The organism is Cyanobium sp. NIES-981 (assembly GCF_900088535.1).
Lineage (GTDB): Bacteria > Cyanobacteriota > Cyanobacteriia > PCC-6307 > Cyanobiaceae > NIES-981.
On record NZ_LT578417.1, the window covers coordinates 2,484,584 to 2,500,869 of the forward strand.

The window sequence follows — 16,286 nt, forward strand, 5'->3', positions numbered from 1 at the left end:
CCTGGCCCTGGAGGCCATGATGGCTCCTCGCATGACCATGGCCCTGCGATGAGCAACCGCCGCCAGCGCATTCACGAGCTGGTGCTCACACTGCTGGCCCAGCAGAAAGATCTCGAACTCCTCGCCGGCGAGGGCACTGCCCTACCCAGCGCTGACCCCGGCAACTGGATCGAGCGCAATCGGCGCGTGGTGCAGCGTTACCAGGCCCTGGTGCGCTCCGCCGTCACCCTCGATGCCCTGGTCGACCAGGAAGTGAACAGCGGGCTTCAGGCCCAGGACGTCGACTGAATCCATCCGCCATCGATCCGCACCGTGCGGGGCTGCACTTGAGCCGAAGCGCCGGCCATTTCTGACAAGCTGGCGCCACTTCCCACGGCTCCATGGCTCCCCTCGGACTCTCCGCCCTCAAGAGCCTGCTGCAGGAGCGGGGGGGCGCCGCCACGCGGCCGGCGAGCTGGTCGCGGCCCCTTGGCCTGGGCTGGGAGCAGCCCTACACGGTGCGCTACGCCAGCAACCTCGATGACGGCCCCAACCACGGCATGCCCCTGGGCGGCTTCGGGGCCGGCTGCTTCGGCCGTGCCCCCGACGGCAGCTTCAACCTCTGGCACCTCGACGGGGGGGAGCACTGGTTCGGCACCCTGCCGGACTGCCAGTTCGCCCTGTTCGAGAGCGACGGCAGCAGCAGCCGCGCCCATGCCCTCGCCGTGCAACCCGCTGCCGACGCCTCCCGCCCCGACGCCGGGCCACCCCTGAGCGCCTGGAGCTGGTACCCGGCCAGCACGGCCGAGCGGAGCACCGGCACCTACGCGGCCCGCTACCCCCTGAGCTGGACCCGCTACAGCGGTGTGTTCGCCGCCCGGGTGGGCTGCGAGGCCTTCAGCCCGATCCTGCCGGGCGACTACCAGCGCAGCAGCTACCCGGTGGCGGTGTTCCGCTGGAGTCTCAGCAATCCCACCCGCAAGCCCCTCGATCTCTCGCTGCTGCTGAGCTGGCGCAACACCTGCGGCTGGTTCACCAACACCGATCCCGCCGCCGCCGTGCACTTCCGCGACGACGGCAGCCCCGAGCACAACTACGTGCCGGCCATCGGCCGCAGCGAGGGCCAGCGCAACCGCTGGGTGGATGAGGGCCCGCTCAAGGGGGTGCTGCTGGAGGGGCCGATCTCCCAGCCGATCGCCGAGGGCCAGGGCCAGTGGTGCATCGCCACCGATGCGGGCCTGGAGGAACGCCACCCCGGGCTGCGCATCCGCCGCTGCAGCCGCTGGAACCCCGCCGGCGACGGCGCCGAGCTGTGGGAGCCCTTCGAGCGCGACGGCGCCATTCCTGAGAGCGACAACGACCGCCACAGCGGCAGCAACGACCCGGCCAGCGCCGCCCTGGCGGTGCAGCTGCGGCTGGAGCCTGGCGCCTCGATCGAGATTCCCCTGGTGATCAGCTGGGACCTGCCGGTGACCGCCTTCGCCAGCGGCACCCGGGCCCTGCGGCGCTACACCGACCACTTCGGCTCCAGCGGCACCAACGCCGCCGCCATCGCCGCGGAAGCCCTGCGCGACTGGCCCCGCTGGCAGCAGCAGATCGCGGCCTGGCAGCAGCCGGTGCTGGAGCGCGCCGACCTGCCGGAGCCGGTGCGGATGGCCCTGTTCAACGAGCTCTACGACCTGGCCTCCGGCGGCACCCTCTGGACCGCCGCCAGCCCCGACGACCCCGTGGGCCGCTTCGGTGTGCTGGAGTGCCTCGACTACGCCTGGTACGAGAGCCTCGATGTGCGGCTCTACGGCTCCTTCGCCCTGCTGCAGCTCTGGCCGGAGCTGGATAAGGCGGTGCTGCGCAGCTTCGCCCGGGCCATCCCCGCCGCCGATCCCACGCCGCGGCCGATCGGCTGGTATTTCACCCAGGGCAAGGGCCGGGTGGAGGCCCCGCGCAAGGTGGCCGGCGCCACCCCCCACGATCTGGGCGCCCCCAACGAGCGCCCCTGGGACGCCACCAACTACACCGCCTACCAGGACTGCAACCTCTGGAAGGACCTGGCCAGCGACTTCGTGCTGCAGGTGTGGCGCACCTTCCGCCTGGCCCCCACCGGCGAGGACCTGCGCTTCCTGGCCGACTGCTGGCCGGCGGCGGTGGAGGCCCTGCGCCACCTCAAGACGTTCGATGCCAACGGCGATGGCCTGCCCGACAACGGCGGCGCACCGGACCAGACCTTCGACGACTGGCCCCTGCAGGGGGTGAGCGCCTACTGCGGCGCCCTCTGGATCGCCGCCCTGGAGGCGGCGCTGGCCATGGGCCAGCGGCTGCAGCTGGAGCTGGGCCTGGACACCTCCAGCCAGCAGCGGGACTTCAGCAGCTGGCTGGAGCAGTCGCGCGCCAACTTCGACCGCCTGCTCTGGAACGGGGAGTACTACAACATCGATGCCGAGAGCGGCACGCCGGTGGTGATGGCCGACCAGCTCTGCGGCGATTTCTATGCCCGGCTGCTGGGGCTGCCGCCGGTGGTGGAAGAGGAGCGGGCCCGCAGTGCCCTGGGGGCGATCCGCCAGGCCTGCTTCGAGGGATTCCAGGGCGGGGCGCTGGGCGTGGCCAACGGCCTGCGCCGCGACGGCACCCCCCTGGATCCCAACGGCACCCACCCGTTGGAGGTGTGGACCGGCATCAACTTCGGCCTGGCCGCCTATTACCGGCTGATGGGGGAGACGGACACGGCCCTGGCGATCACCGGCGCCGTGGTGCAGCAGGTGTATGGGGGCGGCCTGCAGTTCCGCACTCCGGAGGCGATCACGGCCGTGAACACCTTCCGCGCCTGCCACTACCTGCGCGCCATGGCGATCTGGGCCCTCTGGGCCACCCACACCGGCTGGCAGCCGATCCCGGGCGCCGATCGGGAGGCCTTGGCATGAGCCGCCTGGTCGCCGTGCTGCTGGCCCTGCTGGTGGCCCTGGCCGGGGCAGCTCCGGCCCTGGCCCAGCTCCATGCCCACCCGGATGAGAACGGCACGCCCGTGGTGCGCAGCCTCGAGAGCCTGCGCGACCTCGACTACCAGAGCTGGCAGCTGGTGGCCTACCGGGAGGGTCCTCCGGGCGGCCCCCTGCGGCTGCGGGTGGTGGGCTATCCGGGCAAGGTGCGGCTCGACCATCCCACCGCCCTGCAGGTGCGGAGCGGGCGCGCCCGCTGGGAGCTGGCTGACCGCACCCTCGACAATCCCAAACTGGCGGCCGATGGCCGTGCCGCCGCCGCCGAGTTCGACCTGGCACCGCTGCTGGCCGATCTCCACCAGGACCGCCCCCTGCGGCTGCAGCTGCCCGGGGTGTTCGTGGAACTGCCGGTGCCCCCCTTCGTGGTGGCCGAGTGGCGCAGCCTTCCCGCCACCCCATGAGCACCGCTTCCCTGGGCCCCTGGCGTCCGTGGATGCTGCGGGCCCTGCAGCTGGCCAGCCTCGGCAGCGGCCGCACCAGCCCCAACCCGATGGTGGGCTGTGTGGTGCTGGATGCCGAGGGCCGGCTGGTGGGGGAGGGCTACCACAGCCGGGCCGGCGAGGCCCATGCCGAGGTGGGCGCCCTGCGCCAGGCGGGGGAGCGGGCCCGCGGCGGCACCGCCGTGGTGACGCTGGAGCCCTGCTGTCACCACGGCCGCACGCCGCCCTGCAGCGAGGCCCTGCTGGCGGCGGGCATCCGCCGGGTGGTGGTGGCCATGGCCGATCCCGACCCCCAGGTGGCCGGCGGCGGCCTCGCCCAGCTGCGCAGCGCCGGGGTGGAGGTGATCGAGGGGGTGGCGGCCGAGGAGGCCCGGGCCCTGAACCGCGCCTTCCTGCACCGGATCGCCCATCGGCGCCCCTTCGGCATCCTCAAGTGGGCCATGGGGGTGGATGGGCGCACGGCCCTGCCCAATGGAGCCAGCCAGTGGATCAGCGGCCCCGAGGCCAGGAGCTGGGTGCATGGCCTGCGGGGCCGGTGCGATGCCGTGATCGTGGGAGGGGGCACCGTGCGGGCCGACGACCCCCTGCTCACCTCGCGGGGCCGGCGCCAGCCCGAGCCGCTGCGGGTGGTGCTCAGCCGCAGCCTGGACCTGCCCGCAGAGGCGCGGCTCTGGGATACGGCCACGGCCCCCACCCTGGTGGCCCACGGCTACGAGGCCCCCGCCCGGCGGCGCTTCCAGCTGGATCGGCGCGGCATCGAACGGCTCGTGCTCCAGGCCTGCGAGCCCTGGGCCCTGATGCAGGAGCTGGCCCGGCGCGGCTGCAACCTGGTGCTCTGGGAGTGCGGCGCCGCCCTGGCCACCGCCGCCCTGCGCCAGGGCTGCGTGCAGGAGGTGGCCGCGGTGATCGCACCCAAACTGATGGGCGGCACCCTGGCCCGCACACCGCTGGGCGATCTGGGGTTGACTGGCATGCCGCAGGTTCCTGCCTGGCAGACCACCTGTCCCCAACAGCTCGGGGACGATCTGCTCTGGCAGCTGCACGCCCCCGAGCTTGATCGTCGATGGACTTCCCCACCGCTGCCGGCGCAGCGCTGCCCTTCGCCCTGAACATTCCGCTGCTGGGCCTGGCCCTGGCCATCGCCCTGTGGCTGCTGCTGGAAGTGGCTGGGCGGCGGTTCCGCAGCGGCTCGCTGACGCGGGCCCTGCTGCTGCGGAGCCGCCTGAGCATCGCCGCCACCCTGGCGCTGGGCTCGATCGCCTGGTGGCTGGCGGTGCTGGCCGACCCCCGGCTGCTCGATCTGCCCCGCGACGGCGCCGAAGTGCGCGATGTGGCCCTGGTGATCGGCCTGTTCTGGACCCTGCTGCGCTGGAAGGGGGAACTGCACGCCAAGGCGGAGGGCTATGCGGCCCAGCTGCTGCCGCGCATGGCGGCCAAGGACCGGCTCTTCCTGTTCGACGTGCTCGACAAGCTGCTCGGCACGCTGATCGGCGTGCTGATCGTGTTCCAGGTGCTGCAGCTGCTGGGGGTGTCCGCCTCGGTGCTGATCACCGCCGGCGGCTTCGGGGCCGCGGCCCTGGGCTTCGGCGCCCGCACGATCGTGGAGAACGGCCTCAGTGGCCTCAGCCTCTACATCAACCGGCCGTTCACGGTGGGGGAAACCATCAGCCTGCCGGGCCTCAGCCTGCTGGGCTCGGTGGAGCGGATCGGCTGGTTCTACACCCAGCTGCGCGATCCCGACCGACAACGCCTCTACGTGCCCAACGGCGTGTTCACAAGCCAGCCCGTGCAGAACGTGGCCGAGATCGACAACCGCCGCCTGATGATCCCCTTCAGCGTCAGCTACGACGACCTCGAGCGCATCCCCGCCATCAGCGAGGCCATTGAGCGGCGTGCGGTGGAGGTGGAGGGCCTCGATCCCGCCAAGGATCACCTCGTGCACTTCATGGGCTACGGGGCCTCGAGCCTGGATCTGCGCCTGATGTGCTTCGCCAGCAGCGGCGACATCAAGGCCGCCTGGGCCCTGCAGCACCGGCTGCTGCTGCTGATCGGGGAGGTGGTGGCGGAGCACGGGGCCAGCATGCCCTTCCCCACCCGCACGCTCATACCAGCTCCGGGTGCTCCGGATCTCCCTTGAACGGTCCCTGCAGCCAGGGCAGGATCCAGCCGCCGTAGAAGCCGCCGGGCTGGGGCGCCACCGGCGCTCCGTCCACCCAGCAGCCGTCCGTCTGGGACGGGTAGAGCGAGAGCCAGCCGGCCAGGGCCGCAAAGCCCGCTGTGGGCGCGGGGTAGCTCCACGCGGCCCGTCGCCGCCGGCGGCCATCGCCTGGCGACACCAGGTCCCAGTAGCTGGCCAGGCCCTTCCACTCGCAGAACGACCGCCCGTCCGCGGGCTGCAGCAGCTGCCGGTTCAGGGCCTCAGGGGGCAGGTACACCGTGGGGGGATGGAAGGTCTCCAGCACCCAGAGGCTCTCTTCGGTGGCGGCGAGCGTCTGTCCGAACACCTCCACCCGCACCGGCAGGCTGCAGCGCACCAGGGCCGGAGGGCGGGGATAGTCGGCCACCCGATCAGGCCGCCGGGAGCTGATGGTGTCCATGGCGCGGCGAAGCTCAGACCTGGATGAAGTGGCGCAGCCGCCTGGCCTCCTCTCCCGCCCGGCGCTGCAGTTCGGCATCGCTCAGCGACGACTCCTGCCGCTGCTGGGCCGCCAGCACATCGGCCTCCTCCACCGCATAGCCGCTGGTTCGGGCCAGGGCCAGGAAGTCGGCGAGCTCCAGGGGCTCCGCCAGCCGGGCGGCCAGATCCTCCCGGCCACGGGCCAGGGCCAGGAAGGCATCCAGTTGCTCGAGGCTCACCAGGGCAGCTCCAACTGGCTCTGGTCTAACCGGGCCGGAGCCCGCGGCAGCGGCTCCACCACCCACTCCGCCGGCTCCCAGGGCTCCAGCAGCGGTTCGAGCGCCCGCAGCTCGGCGCCATCGCCGGCGGCCAGCCAGGGCTGCTCCAGCCCCTCGGGGATCACTGCGGGCATCCGGTCGTGCAGGGGGGCGATCAGGGCGTTGGGGGCGGTGGTGATCACGCAGCAGGTCTCCAGCTCGGTGCCATCGGCCGCGATCCAGCGCTCCCACAGCCCCGCCAGCCAGAAGGGGGCCCCATCCCGGCGCCGGATGCGGTGGCCCTTCTCGAAGAAGCCGTCCGCCGGGATCAGGCAGCGGTGATGGCGCCAGGGTCCCCGGAAGCTGGCCTTCTGGGCCAGGGTCTCGGCGCGGGCGTTGATCGGCCGGCCATGGCTGGCCGGGTCCTTCGCCCAGGCCGGCAGCAAGCCCCACAGCGCCAGATCCACCCGGTTGCGGCCATGCTCCCGGCGCAGCAGCAGCACCGGTTCCCCCGGACGGATCAGCGCCCGCGGCGTGTAGTGCTCCAGCAGCCCCTCGGGCAGGGCCCCCTTGAGGCGGGGCAGCAGGCGATCGAGCCGGCTGGTGAGGGAGTAGCGGCCGCACATGGGGATAGCGGACTGGCCGGTGGAGGATCGGTTCTCCCACCCCCCGCAGCGTTCGGGCAGCAGCGGACCAGGCCTAGTTTGGGCACACCTTTGGCTGCCGCTCCATGCCGATCCGCCAGGACGACAACCGGCCCCAGCGGCGCTTCGGCCTGATCAATCTGATTCTGATCGGCTTCGGCGTTCTGCTCCTGTTCAGCAACTTCCTGCCCAACGGCAACTCCCAGGTGCCGCGGGTGCCCTACTCCCTGTTCATCGACCAGGTGAACGACGACGGCGTCAAGCGCGCCTACATCACCCAGGAGCAGATCCGCTACGAGCTCAAGGAGCCTCCGGCGGAAGGGGCCCCCACGGTGCTGGCCACCACGCCGATCTTCGACATGGAGCTGCCCCAGCGCCTGGAGCAGCACGGCGTGGAGTTCGCCGCCGCACCGCCCCAGAAACCCAATTTCTTCACCACGCTGCTGAGCTGGGTGGTGCCGCCCCTGATCTTCATCCTGGTGCTGCAGTTCTTCGCCCGCCGCAGCGGCATGGGCGGCGGTGCCCAGGGGGCCCTGAGCTTCACCAAGAGCAAGGCCAAGGTGTATGTGCCGGATGAGGAATCCCGGGTCACCTTCGCCGATGTGGCCGGCGTGGATGAGGCCAAGACCGAACTCACCGAGATCGTTGACTTCCTCAAGACCCCCGAGCGCTACGCCGCCATCGGCGCCCGCATCCCCAAGGGGGTGCTGCTGGTGGGCCCCCCCGGCACCGGCAAGACCCTGCTCTCCAAGGCCGTGGCCGGTGAGGCCGGCGTGCCCTTCTTCATCATCTCCGGCTCCGAATTCGTGGAGCTGTTCGTGGGCGCCGGTGCGGCCCGGGTGCGCGACCTGTTCGAGGAGGCCAAGAAGAAGGCCCCCTGCATCATCTTCATCGACGAACTCGACGCCATCGGCAAGAGCCGTTCCGGCTCCATGGGCGTGGTGGGCGGCAACGACGAACGGGAGCAGACCCTCAACCAGCTGCTCACCGAAATGGACGGTTTCGCCGCCCAGGACAAGCCGGTGATCGTGCTGGCGGCCACCAACCAGCCCGAAACCCTCGATGCCGCCCTGCTGCGTCCGGGCCGCTTCGACCGCCAGGTGCTGGTGGACCGCCCCGACCTCTCCGGCCGCAAGAAGATCCTCGACATCTATGCCCACAAGGTGAAGCTGGCCGAGGGGGTGGACCTCGACAAGATCGCCCAGGCCACCAGCGGCTTCGCCGGCGCCGACCTGGCCAACCTGGTGAACGAGGCGGCTCTGCTGGCCGCCCGCGCCTACCGCACCACCGTGGAGCAGGGCGACCTGAACGAGGCGATCGAGCGGGTGGTGGCCGGCCTGGAGAAGAAGAGCCGCGTGCTCCAGCCCGATGAGAAGAAGGTGGTGGCCTACCACGAAGTGGGCCACGCCATCGTGGGCCACCTGATGCCCGGCGGGGCCAAGGTGGCCAAGATCTCGATCGTGCCCCGCGGCATGAGCGCCCTCGGCTACACCCTCCAGCTCCCCACCGAGGAACGCTTCCTCAACTCCAAGGAAGACCTCGAGGGTCAGATCGCCACCCTGCTCGGGGGCCGCAGCGCCGAGGAGATCGTGTTCGGCGAAGTGACCACCGGCGCCGCCAACGACCTGCAGCGCGCCACCGACATCGCCGAACAGATGGTGGGCACCTACGGCATGAGCGACACCCTCGGCCCCCTGGCCTACGACAAGCAGGGCGGCAGCCGCTTCCTGGGCGGCCCCAGCAACCCGCGCCGCGTGGTGAGTGACGCCACGGCCCAGGCGATCGACAAGGAGGTGCGCTCCCTGGTGGACCGGGCCCACGACCGGGCCCTGGCGATCCTGCGCCACAACCGCTCCCTGCTCGAGAGCATCTCCCAGGAGATCCTCGAGAAGGAGGTAATCGAGGGTGACAACCTGCGCAACCTGCTGGCCGAGAGCGTGATGCCGGAAGAGGCCAAGGCCCTGGTCTGATCGCGGCTGGCCCCCTGACGGCTTTCCGAAACGCCAGCCCCCTTGACTGGGGGGCTGGCCATCTCCGATAAGGGTTCTTTGAGACGGGCCCGATGGTCAGCCAGCCCCAGTCCCAGGCCCACGCTGCCGCTGGCGTCAGCGACCCCGTGGCACCGCTGGCAGCGCTCGGCTCCCTCCGGGGGAGTGATCTGCTGTCATCGGCCGACCTCGACCCAGCCCAGACCAAGGCCCTGCTGGAGCTGGCCAGCGCCCTGAAGCACGGGGAGCGCCGCTTCGATCTGGGCGGCAAGGTGCTGGGGCTGATCTTCACCAAGGCCTCCACCCGCACCCGCACCAGCTTCACGGTGGCGATGGCCCGCCTGGGGGGCCAGACCATCGACCTCAACCCCCAGGTGACCCAGGTGGGCCGGGGTGAGCCCGTGGCCGACACCGCCCGGGTGCTGAGCCGTTACGTCGATGCCCTGGCGATCCGCACCTTCGCCCAGGAGGAGCTCGAGGAGTATGCCCACTGGGCCTCGGTGCCGGTGATCAATGCCCTCACCGACCTGGAGCATCCCTGCCAGGCCCTGGCCGACTACCTCACCCTGCAGGAGGCCTTCGGAAGCGGCCCCCGGGATCTGGCCGGCCTCACCCTGAGCTATGTGGGCGATGGCAACAACGTGGCCCACTCGCTGATGCTCTGCGGCGCCCTGCTGGGCGTGAACGTGCGCATCGGTTGTCCGGTGGGGTTCGAGCCCGATGGCCATGTGCTGGAACGGTCCTTGGCGATCGCGGCGGAGCAGGGCTGCACGGTGGAGGTGCACCACGAGCCAGTGGCGGCCGTGCGCGGCGCCCACGCCCTCTACACCGATGTGTGGGCCTCCATGGGGCAGGAGGAGGAGAAGGAATCCCGTGATGCCGCCTTCGCCGGCTGGTGCCTGGATGAGGAGCTGATCGCCGAGGCCGACCCGCGCGCCATCGTGCTGCACTGCCTGCCGGCCTACCGGGGCAAGGAGATCAGCGCCGGGGCCATGGAGGGCAGCGCCAGCCGCATCTTCGATCAGGCGGAGAACCGGCTGCACGCCCAGCAGGCGCTGCTGGCGGCCCTGCTGGGCGCGGAGATCTAGGGGGGCCTGAGGCCAGACGGGCGCAGCGCAGCCGCCGTCCACCCTGGACAAACGCCCCGGAAGGCGGTACATGTGTATCAGTGCCTCGCCTCCTGTGCCCCAGTCCCTGCCCTCGGCCCTCACCTCCGCCCAGCAGGAGCTCTACGACTGGCTGGTGGACTACATCGGCCAGCACCGCCACAGCCCCTCGATCCGCCAGATGATGCAGGCCATGGGCCTGCGCTCGCCGGCGCCGATCCAGAGCCGCCTGCGGCACCTGCAGCAGAAGGGCTGGATCACCTGGCAGGAGGGCCAGGCCCGCACCCTGCAGCTGCTGGGGGCCGCCAGCAGCGGCATCCCCGTGCTCGGCTCGGTGGCGGCCGGGGGTCTGGTGGAAACCTTCGACGATGTGCAGGAACGGCTCGACCTGGCGCCCCTGCTGGAAACCAGGGGCCTCTTCGCCCTCACCGTGAACGGCGACTCGATGGTGGATGCCCACATCGCCGATGGCGACGTGGTGCTGCTCGAACCGGTGACGGATCCGGCGCGGCTGCGGGCCGGCACGATCGTGAGTGCCCTGGTGCCGGGCAGCGGCACCACCCTCAAGCACTTCCACCGCAACGGCGCCACGGTGACGCTGGAGGCCGCCAATCCCGCCTATGCACCGATCGTGCTGCCGGCCGAACAGGTGACCGTGCAGGGCAAGCTCGTGGCCGTGTGGCGCCAGGTGTGAGAGCCCGAGGGGGGCACCGATGACGTTGTAAGCTCATCCAGCGCCAGGCAAGGCCACCAGGCCACCCGGATGAGCGACCAGCGTTCATTCCGCCGAGCGTTCACAACGGGGCCATAGCTCAGCTGGTAGAGCACCTGCATGGCATGCAGGGGGTCAGCGGTTCGAATCCGCTTGGCTCCATTCAAGGGTCGTTGCTGCGCAAGGGCCCACCGATCCACGAGGTCTGATCCACCAAGGTTCCGGTGCATCCGCTGGCGACAGCGCACCGGTTCAGGCGCCGCCAGGGCTGCGAATGGGTCGTGTGCGAGCAGGACCACGCACTTTGTCCTGGTGGTCCTGGGGCGACGGCCGACCGCAGGTCTCCCAACTGCTGAGCATGCGCACGAGCTCGGCCTCCAGGGCCTTCAGGTCTTCAATCCGCTGGTGGATCTCGCCGGTCTTGTCACGGATCGTGGTCTGGAGGTTTTCACAGGTGCAGATTCCGGAGCGCCGCGCCTCCAGCACCGTTCTGATCGTGGCCAGGGGGATCTCGATGGCCCGCAGGGTGCGGATCAGGGACAGATCCTCGTAGATCGATGCATCAAAGAGCCTGTACCGCCCTTCACTGCGGGAGGCCGGGTGCAGCAGTCCCTGGTCGCAATAGAAGCGAATGGTCTTGACCGACACGCCGGAACGCTTCGCCACCGCCCCGATCTGCTGACCGGCAGCCCGCATGGCAACCACCCCTTGACTCTCCACCTGCTGGAGAGCTGATGCTAGTTCCGTCCGTTCCCTCCCGTCTGTGCGCCGACTGATCCCTCTCCTGGCCGCCATGGCTCTCGGGGCCCCCGGGCTGGCCAGGGCCCAGCCGTCACCCTCCATGCCCGGCATGGATCACCGGCACCATGCAACGGCCGCCCCCGCCGCTGGAGAGGAGGCCGGCCATGGCTCCCATGCCCATGACGTGGGACCTGCCGGGGAGACCTACGACCTCCGTTTCCTGGACGCGATGGTGCAGCACCACACCGGAGCGCTGCGGATGAGCGAGTTCGTCTTCGGGATCGGCGAGCCGGGCGTCGGCGCCCTGGCCACCACGATCTGGCGCGAGCAGGCCCGGGAGATCAGGGCCATGGGGCTGTGGCGCAAGGCCTGGTACCCCGAGGCCCCCATCTACCCCGTGGCGCTCCGGCCGGGCGGCAACCCCGACGCCATGGCCGATCTGGAACGCATGGGTTCAGCGCAGATCGAGGCAATGCAGATGGTGACGACCAAGCCCACCAGGGCCAACCGGGTGGTGTGGTTTCTCGAGAGCATGATTGAGCACCATGGCGGAGCGCTTCAGATGGCCCACGATGCCCTGGAGAAATCCAGCACCCCCACGATCCGCCGCCTGGCCAGGGAGATCATCGTAACCCAGCGCCTCGAGATCATCCAGCTGCGGCGCATGCTGCAGCACGACGGCCTCAACAAACCCGCGTATTACCGGTTCGATCCGCTGTTCTCCCTCTGATCCTCCCCATGGCGCCTTCCTCCGCGATCCTGCTGCTGTCCGCCGCCACGCTCGCGGGCCTCGTGGCTGCCCCTCCTGCCGTTCAGGCCCACAGCAAGGGCCTCTACCGGACCCAGGCCGAGGCCGAACAACAGGCCCGCAAGCTGGGCTGCAGCGGCACCCACCGGAACAACGGCCTGTGGATGCCCTGCAGCAGTGAGCGCCACCTTCACCAGGAGCTGCGCCAGCAATGACACCGATCCCCCGTCCTGTGCAGCACACCTCGCGGCGTCTGCACCGCTGGGTGGTGCCGATCGCAGCCGCTCCCCTCCTGATCACCGCGCTGAGCGGATCGCTCTACAGCCTGCTGCTGGAACGGGGCGTGGACGCCTTCTGGCTGCTCAAGATCCACACCGGTCGGTTCGGCCCGATCAATCTCCAGCCGTACTATTCCGCCCTGCTGGGTGCGCTGACGCTGCTGGCGATCGGATCCGGCCTGCTGTTGCTGCGGCCAAGGGCAGCTCGGAACCACTGACGCGCCCGCCCACTCCCTTGCTGTGAACCATTGGCGACCGGCCCCCTGGGTGGGGACGGGTGGGCACGGGTGTGACCCTCACGGTGGAGGTCCGGAGGATCGGGAGCGATCCCCCCGGCTGGGGAGGATCGCTGAGCCTCAGCCCCGCCAGGTGGGCAAGCCGCCGCTTTCCAGCGTGCCGCGATGGCGCCAGAGCGCTTCTGGCGTCACGTGGATGCCATGCTCGGCAGCCAACCGGGCTGCAGCCTCCGTGGTGTCGGTGGTGCGCAAGGCCTGGGCAAAGGCGGTGTCGTGCTGCAGCAGCTCCTTGAGCTGATGCAGCGCCTCAGCGGAGGGATGAACGGCCTCGGGGGCCGTGAGATCGCAGGTGGCCATAGGGCCTCCTTCTCAGAGTGATACCAGTCTAGGAACGGCAACTCGGATGGGCGCGCTGGGCTCAGTCGTCTTCACGTGGAAGGTCCTGCTTGGTGCCCGTGAGGGGGCCTCAGGCTCCGGTGGGGGATCCGGGCAGCAGGAGCTTCGGGGAGAGGGGCTGACGCAGGCCATCCATCGGGATGAGCCGCCACGCGCCAGCGCATCGATGGCACAGGCGGACCTCCGGTTGGCAAGCCGGCAGTCAGGAGCTGCGCTGCAGCCAAGGCGCCCGTCGGAAGACAACCGGCAACCTCGCCATTGCCGTGAGGCCCGTCGGTCGGGGGCCTGCCGACTCCGTGCTGTTCGCGGGGCTGACGCCCTGACGGCGGTGGAGGCCAAAGCCATCCACAGGAGCCTGGCCGGGGTGCTGGCCCAGAGTGGGCCTCTTCCGCAGCCGCCTGATCCGCCCGGATGACACCTCCCCCGCCCAGGCAAGACGATCCGGCCGAGGGCCTGAGCCACGATCCCGACGCCATGCCGCAACGGCAGGGGCTGCCGCTTGGGTTGCGGATTCTGGCGCTGCTCGGGGCCCTCTCCTTTGTGATGCTGGGGGTGAACAGCCTGCTGCCCCTGCTGCGCTGGCCCCCAGCGCCACCTCCGCCGCCGGGCCCACGCCAAGGCCCGATCACCTCCAGACCTGCGATCCAGCAAGCTCACGATTCACAACAGGAGAGGGATCCACGCACCCTCCCGGTGCCGGCCTTCAGATCCCCACATCCATCCAGGGGAAGCCAACGAACTCATCGCGGCGACAGCGGAACTCTGGCGCACGGGCCAATTCAGGCAACAAGCAGGATCGACTGGGACAAAAGAACCGGAGAAACGAGCTGAGCAGCAGCAGAGTGCGGCAGGAAAGAGCAGGAAAACGAAACAGACGATCAATCAAGAAGTAAAGAACGAGAAGATCAAACAGCCTTCCTGTTCTGTACCAGGCTACAGCAGGACAGCGCCAGGAGAGTTCAGACCTGGATGCTCTTTGAAGAATTGAGAACGAAAGACCAAACCTTCCCTCAAGGTAGCTAGACCAGAAAAGATTAGTTTTGCGAGAGCATCGCATGTTCACGCTACAGAAAGCTACTCAGATCTTTCCGGAAACTCTCCGGGCTGATGTGGTTCCGGCGATCACGGCACGGTTCCGCCTTCTGAGCGCAGAAGATCAACTCGCCCTGATCTGGTTTGCCTACCTGGAGATGGGCAAAACCATCACCATTGCCGCTCCGGGGGCAGCCAGGATGCAGTTTGCCGAGGGCGTGCTGCAGCAGATCCGGGGGATGAGCTTTCCAGAGCAGAGCCAGGTGATGTGCGACCTGGCCAACCGCACCGACTCCGAAATCTGCCGCACCTACGCCAGCTGGTCAGTGAACATCAAGCTGGGCTTCTGGTATCAGCTTGGCGAGTGGATGGCCGAAGGCGTCGTGGCCCCGATTCCCGAGGGCTATCAGCTTTCCGCCAATGCCCTGGCCGTGCTCGATTCCCTCAAGGCCGTGGATCAGGGGCAGCAGATCACCCTGCTGCGCAACTTCGTGGAGGACATGGGCTTTGATCCCGCCAAAGGCACGGGTCAGCAGGTGATGGAGCCCGTGGTGGCTGCGACTCCAGAAGAGAAGCGCACCAAGGTGTTCATCGAAGGGGTGATCAACCCCACGGTGAACAACTACATGGATCTGCTCAATGCCAACGATTTCGATGCCCTCATCGAGCTCTTCCTTCCCGATGGTGCTCTGCAGCCTCCCTTCCAGAAACCGATTGTGGGCAGGGATGCGATCCTGAACTTCTTCCGCCAGGATTGCCAGAATCTCAGGCTCCTGCCGGAGCGGGGCTATGCCGAGCCCACCGAAGGCAACTTCACCCAGATCAAGGTCACCGGCAAGGTGCAGACCCCCTGGTTCGGTGCTGGGGTGGGCATGAACGTGGCCTGGCGGTTCCTGCTCGACCCCGAAGGGAAGATCTACTTCGTGGCCATCGACCTGCTGGCCTCCCCGGCGGAGCTGCTGAAGTTTCGCCGTTGAGGCCCAACCCCTGGTGCGGACCCATCCTGGCCGCCTGGATCATCCTGGGCTGGCTGGTCTCGTTGCTGGCGGGGCTGCTTCAGCCCCTGCAGCAGCTCTCGCCTGCCCTTGTGGTACTGAGCGTTCTGGCCCGCACCTTTCTGCAGACGGGCCTCTTCATCGTGGGGCATGACGCCATCCACGGTGTGCTGCTGCCCCAGCACAGGCGCCTGAACGACCGGATCGGCTGCTTCGCCCTGGGCCTGTATGCAGCCCTCCCCTACCGGCAATGCCGCCGCAACCACCGGTTGCATCACCTGGCACCGGCGAGCCCTGCTGATCCCGATGTGCATCCAGACCCCCACGCCGGAGTGCTCACCTGGTATGCCCGCTTCATGGCGGGCTATCTGAGCGTGCGGCAGATGGGGGCACTGCTCAGCGGCTGGGCCCTGCTGGGTCTCGTGGCGAGCCTGGTCACGCCAACGGCGTGGCTCAACGTGCTGGTGTTCTGCACCCTGCCCCTGGTGCTCAGCTCGGCCCAGCTGTTTGCCTTCGGCACCTATCTGCCCCACCGCGGGGGCCGAGGCCGCGATGGCGCCCACCAGGTCCACAGCCTTCGCTTGCCGCCCTGGCTGTCGCTGCTGGCCTGCTACCACTTCGGCTACCACCACGAGCACCATGCGGCTCCGAGCCTGGCCTGGCACGAACTTCCCCGGCTGGCCGCCACCCCCGGGTGGGACAGGCTCCCCGCCAACCTTTGCAACAGCCCGCTCTCGCCGGCCTGCGGCCTCCCCCTAGCTTCGACAGGGGACGACAAGCAAGGGTATGCAGCCCATGGACACGATGGTTGACAGCTGGACCGACCGCGAGCAGATGATTGCGCGGGCAGCCCTCGAGAACGCCAGAATCCGCGCTGTGGACATCCTGATCGCCCGGCTGCGCACCAGCACCGAGGCGCTCGCCTCCGCCGAGGAGGTGTGGCAGCTGCACGACTTCCTGAGCATCGAGCGGCACACGATGGAGGGGCGTTTCGATTTCCGCCTCGGCGGGATCCTCTTCGTGCTGGCGGGCCTGGTGAAGGATGAGCTGCTGGCGATCGAGGAGCTGGAGGGCCTGGAGGCCGACAAGCTGGCCAAGGTGAAGGCCATGTCCCGCTTCTGAGGCCG

The 16,286-nt window shown here is 69.4% G+C and carries 19 protein-coding genes and 1 tRNA gene; 15 read left to right on the forward strand and 5 right to left on the reverse strand.

Annotation, left to right across the window (positions count from 1 at the left end; translation table 11 throughout):
• The first annotated feature begins 48 nt into the window (after window positions 1–48).
• From CBM981_RS12465 to CBM981_RS12485, 5 genes are all read left to right on the forward strand, one after another.
• Entirely contained in the window at window positions 49–288 is a 240-nt protein-coding gene (locus CBM981_RS12465; protein WP_087068663.1) for a hypothetical protein, read from the forward strand.
• 92 nt (window positions 289–380) lie between these two features.
• Window positions 381–2,894, forward strand: coding sequence for a GH116 family glycosyl hydrolase (locus CBM981_RS12470; protein ID WP_087068664.1), 2,514 nt, complete (start codon window positions 381–383; stop codon window positions 2,892–2,894).
• Complete coding sequence (locus CBM981_RS12475) at window positions 2,891–3,370, forward strand: DUF3122 domain-containing protein (protein ID WP_087068665.1); 480 nt, start codon at window positions 2,891–2,893, stop codon at window positions 3,368–3,370. The genes CBM981_RS12470 and CBM981_RS12475 overlap by 4 nt, the downstream gene beginning before the upstream one ends.
• The gene (gene ribD, locus CBM981_RS12480; protein ID WP_225867388.1) at window positions 3,367–4,518 is read left to right on the forward strand and encodes a bifunctional diaminohydroxyphosphoribosylaminopyrimidine deaminase/5-amino-6-(5-phosphoribosylamino)uracil reductase RibD; all 1,152 of its coding nucleotides are present in this window, start codon (window positions 3,367–3,369) and stop codon (window positions 4,516–4,518) included. The genes CBM981_RS12475 and ribD overlap by 4 nt, the downstream gene beginning before the upstream one ends.
• A complete protein-coding gene (locus CBM981_RS12485) occupies window positions 4,473–5,546 on the forward strand; it encodes a mechanosensitive ion channel family protein (RefSeq protein ID WP_087068666.1) in 1,074 nt (357 codons plus the stop codon). Before ribD ends, CBM981_RS12485 begins: the two co-directional genes overlap by 46 nt.
• Here the strand turns inward: CBM981_RS12485 and CBM981_RS12490 are convergent.
• Genes CBM981_RS12490 through CBM981_RS12500 form a run of 3 tightly spaced genes read right to left on the reverse strand, consistent with a single transcriptional unit; the run spans window position 5,512 to window position 6,909 of the window.
• Complete coding sequence (locus CBM981_RS12490; protein ID WP_087068667.1) at window positions 5,512–6,006, reverse strand: DUF427 domain-containing protein; 495 nt, start codon at window positions 6,004–6,006, stop codon at window positions 5,512–5,514. The genes CBM981_RS12485 and CBM981_RS12490 overlap by 35 nt on opposite strands.
• Window positions 6,007–6,019: 13 nt before the next feature.
• On the reverse strand, window positions 6,020–6,265 hold the full coding sequence (locus tag CBM981_RS12495; protein ID WP_087068668.1) for a Nif11-like leader peptide family RiPP precursor: 246 nt from the start codon (window positions 6,263–6,265) through the stop codon (window positions 6,020–6,022).
• Window positions 6,262–6,909: an SOS response-associated peptidase gene (locus CBM981_RS12500; RefSeq protein ID WP_087068669.1), complete on the reverse strand. Its 648-nt coding sequence runs from the start codon at window positions 6,907–6,909 to the stop codon at window positions 6,262–6,264. Before CBM981_RS12500 ends, CBM981_RS12495 begins: the two co-directional genes overlap by 4 nt.
• A 104-nt stretch (window positions 6,910–7,013) precedes the next feature.
• Between CBM981_RS12500 and ftsH the strand changes: the two genes are divergently transcribed.
• The 4 genes from ftsH to CBM981_RS12520 all read left to right on the forward strand — a co-directional run bounded on the left by ftsH (window position 7,014) and on the right by CBM981_RS12520 (window position 10,895).
• Window positions 7,014–8,897, forward strand: coding sequence for an ATP-dependent zinc metalloprotease FtsH (gene ftsH, locus CBM981_RS12505; RefSeq protein WP_087068670.1), 1,884 nt, complete (start codon window positions 7,014–7,016; stop codon window positions 8,895–8,897).
• A gap of 92 nt (window positions 8,898–8,989) precedes the next feature.
• On the forward strand, window positions 8,990–10,003 hold the full coding sequence (gene argF, locus CBM981_RS12510) for an ornithine carbamoyltransferase (RefSeq protein ID WP_087068671.1): 1,014 nt from the start codon (window positions 8,990–8,992) through the stop codon (window positions 10,001–10,003).
• 70 nt (window positions 10,004–10,073) lie between these two features.
• Window positions 10,074–10,715: a transcriptional repressor LexA gene (lexA, locus tag CBM981_RS12515; RefSeq protein ID WP_087068672.1), complete on the forward strand. Its 642-nt coding sequence runs from the start codon at window positions 10,074–10,076 to the stop codon at window positions 10,713–10,715.
• Window positions 10,716–10,822: 107 nt separating this feature from the next.
• Window positions 10,823–10,895, forward strand: a tRNA-Ala gene (locus CBM981_RS12520).
• A 90-nt stretch (window positions 10,896–10,985) separates the two neighbouring features.
• Here the strand turns inward: CBM981_RS12520 and CBM981_RS12525 are convergent.
• Window positions 10,986–11,429, reverse strand: a complete 444-nt coding sequence (locus tag CBM981_RS12525; RefSeq protein WP_087068673.1) for a MerR family transcriptional regulator — start codon at window positions 11,427–11,429, stop codon at window positions 10,986–10,988.
• A 97-nt stretch (window positions 11,430–11,526) separates the two neighbouring features.
• Here CBM981_RS12525 and CBM981_RS12530 point away from each other — a divergent pair, with 97 nt between their 5' ends.
• The 3 genes from CBM981_RS12530 to CBM981_RS12540 are packed head-to-tail and all read left to right on the forward strand — an operon-like array spanning window position 11,527 to window position 12,718.
• Window positions 11,527–12,204: a DUF305 domain-containing protein gene (locus CBM981_RS12530; RefSeq protein ID WP_087068674.1), complete on the forward strand. Its 678-nt coding sequence runs from the start codon at window positions 11,527–11,529 to the stop codon at window positions 12,202–12,204.
• Between the two features lie 8 nt (window positions 12,205–12,212).
• Window positions 12,213–12,437, forward strand: coding sequence for a DUF3721 domain-containing protein (locus CBM981_RS12535; RefSeq protein WP_087068675.1), 225 nt, complete (start codon window positions 12,213–12,215; stop codon window positions 12,435–12,437).
• Window positions 12,434–12,718 (forward strand): hypothetical protein, encoded by a 285-nt coding sequence (locus tag CBM981_RS12540; protein WP_087068676.1) that lies wholly within the window; start codon window positions 12,434–12,436, stop codon window positions 12,716–12,718. Before CBM981_RS12535 ends, CBM981_RS12540 begins: the two co-directional genes overlap by 4 nt.
• A gap of 138 nt (window positions 12,719–12,856) precedes the next feature.
• On the opposite strand, the gene CBM981_RS12545 is transcribed toward CBM981_RS12540, so the two are convergent.
• Window positions 12,857–13,093, reverse strand: a complete 237-nt coding sequence (locus CBM981_RS12545) for a Nif11-like leader peptide family natural product precursor (protein ID WP_087068677.1) — start codon at window positions 13,091–13,093, stop codon at window positions 12,857–12,859.
• Between the two features lie 1,094 nt (window positions 13,094–14,187).
• Between CBM981_RS12545 and CBM981_RS12550 the strand changes: the two genes are divergently transcribed.
• Genes CBM981_RS12550 through CBM981_RS12560 form a run of 3 tightly spaced genes read left to right on the forward strand, consistent with a single transcriptional unit; the run spans window position 14,188 to window position 16,281 of the window.
• The gene (locus CBM981_RS12550) at window positions 14,188–15,141 is read left to right on the forward strand and encodes an orange carotenoid-binding protein (RefSeq protein ID WP_087068678.1); all 954 of its coding nucleotides are present in this window, start codon (window positions 14,188–14,190) and stop codon (window positions 15,139–15,141) included.
• Window positions 15,138–15,971, forward strand: coding sequence for a fatty acid desaturase (locus CBM981_RS12555; RefSeq protein ID WP_225867389.1), 834 nt, complete (start codon window positions 15,138–15,140; stop codon window positions 15,969–15,971). The genes CBM981_RS12550 and CBM981_RS12555 overlap by 4 nt, the downstream gene beginning before the upstream one ends.
• On the forward strand, window positions 15,955–16,281 hold the full coding sequence (locus CBM981_RS12560; protein WP_087068679.1) for a hypothetical protein: 327 nt from the start codon (window positions 15,955–15,957) through the stop codon (window positions 16,279–16,281). The genes CBM981_RS12555 and CBM981_RS12560 overlap by 17 nt, the downstream gene beginning before the upstream one ends.
• Window positions 16,282–16,286: the final 5 nt, after the last annotated feature.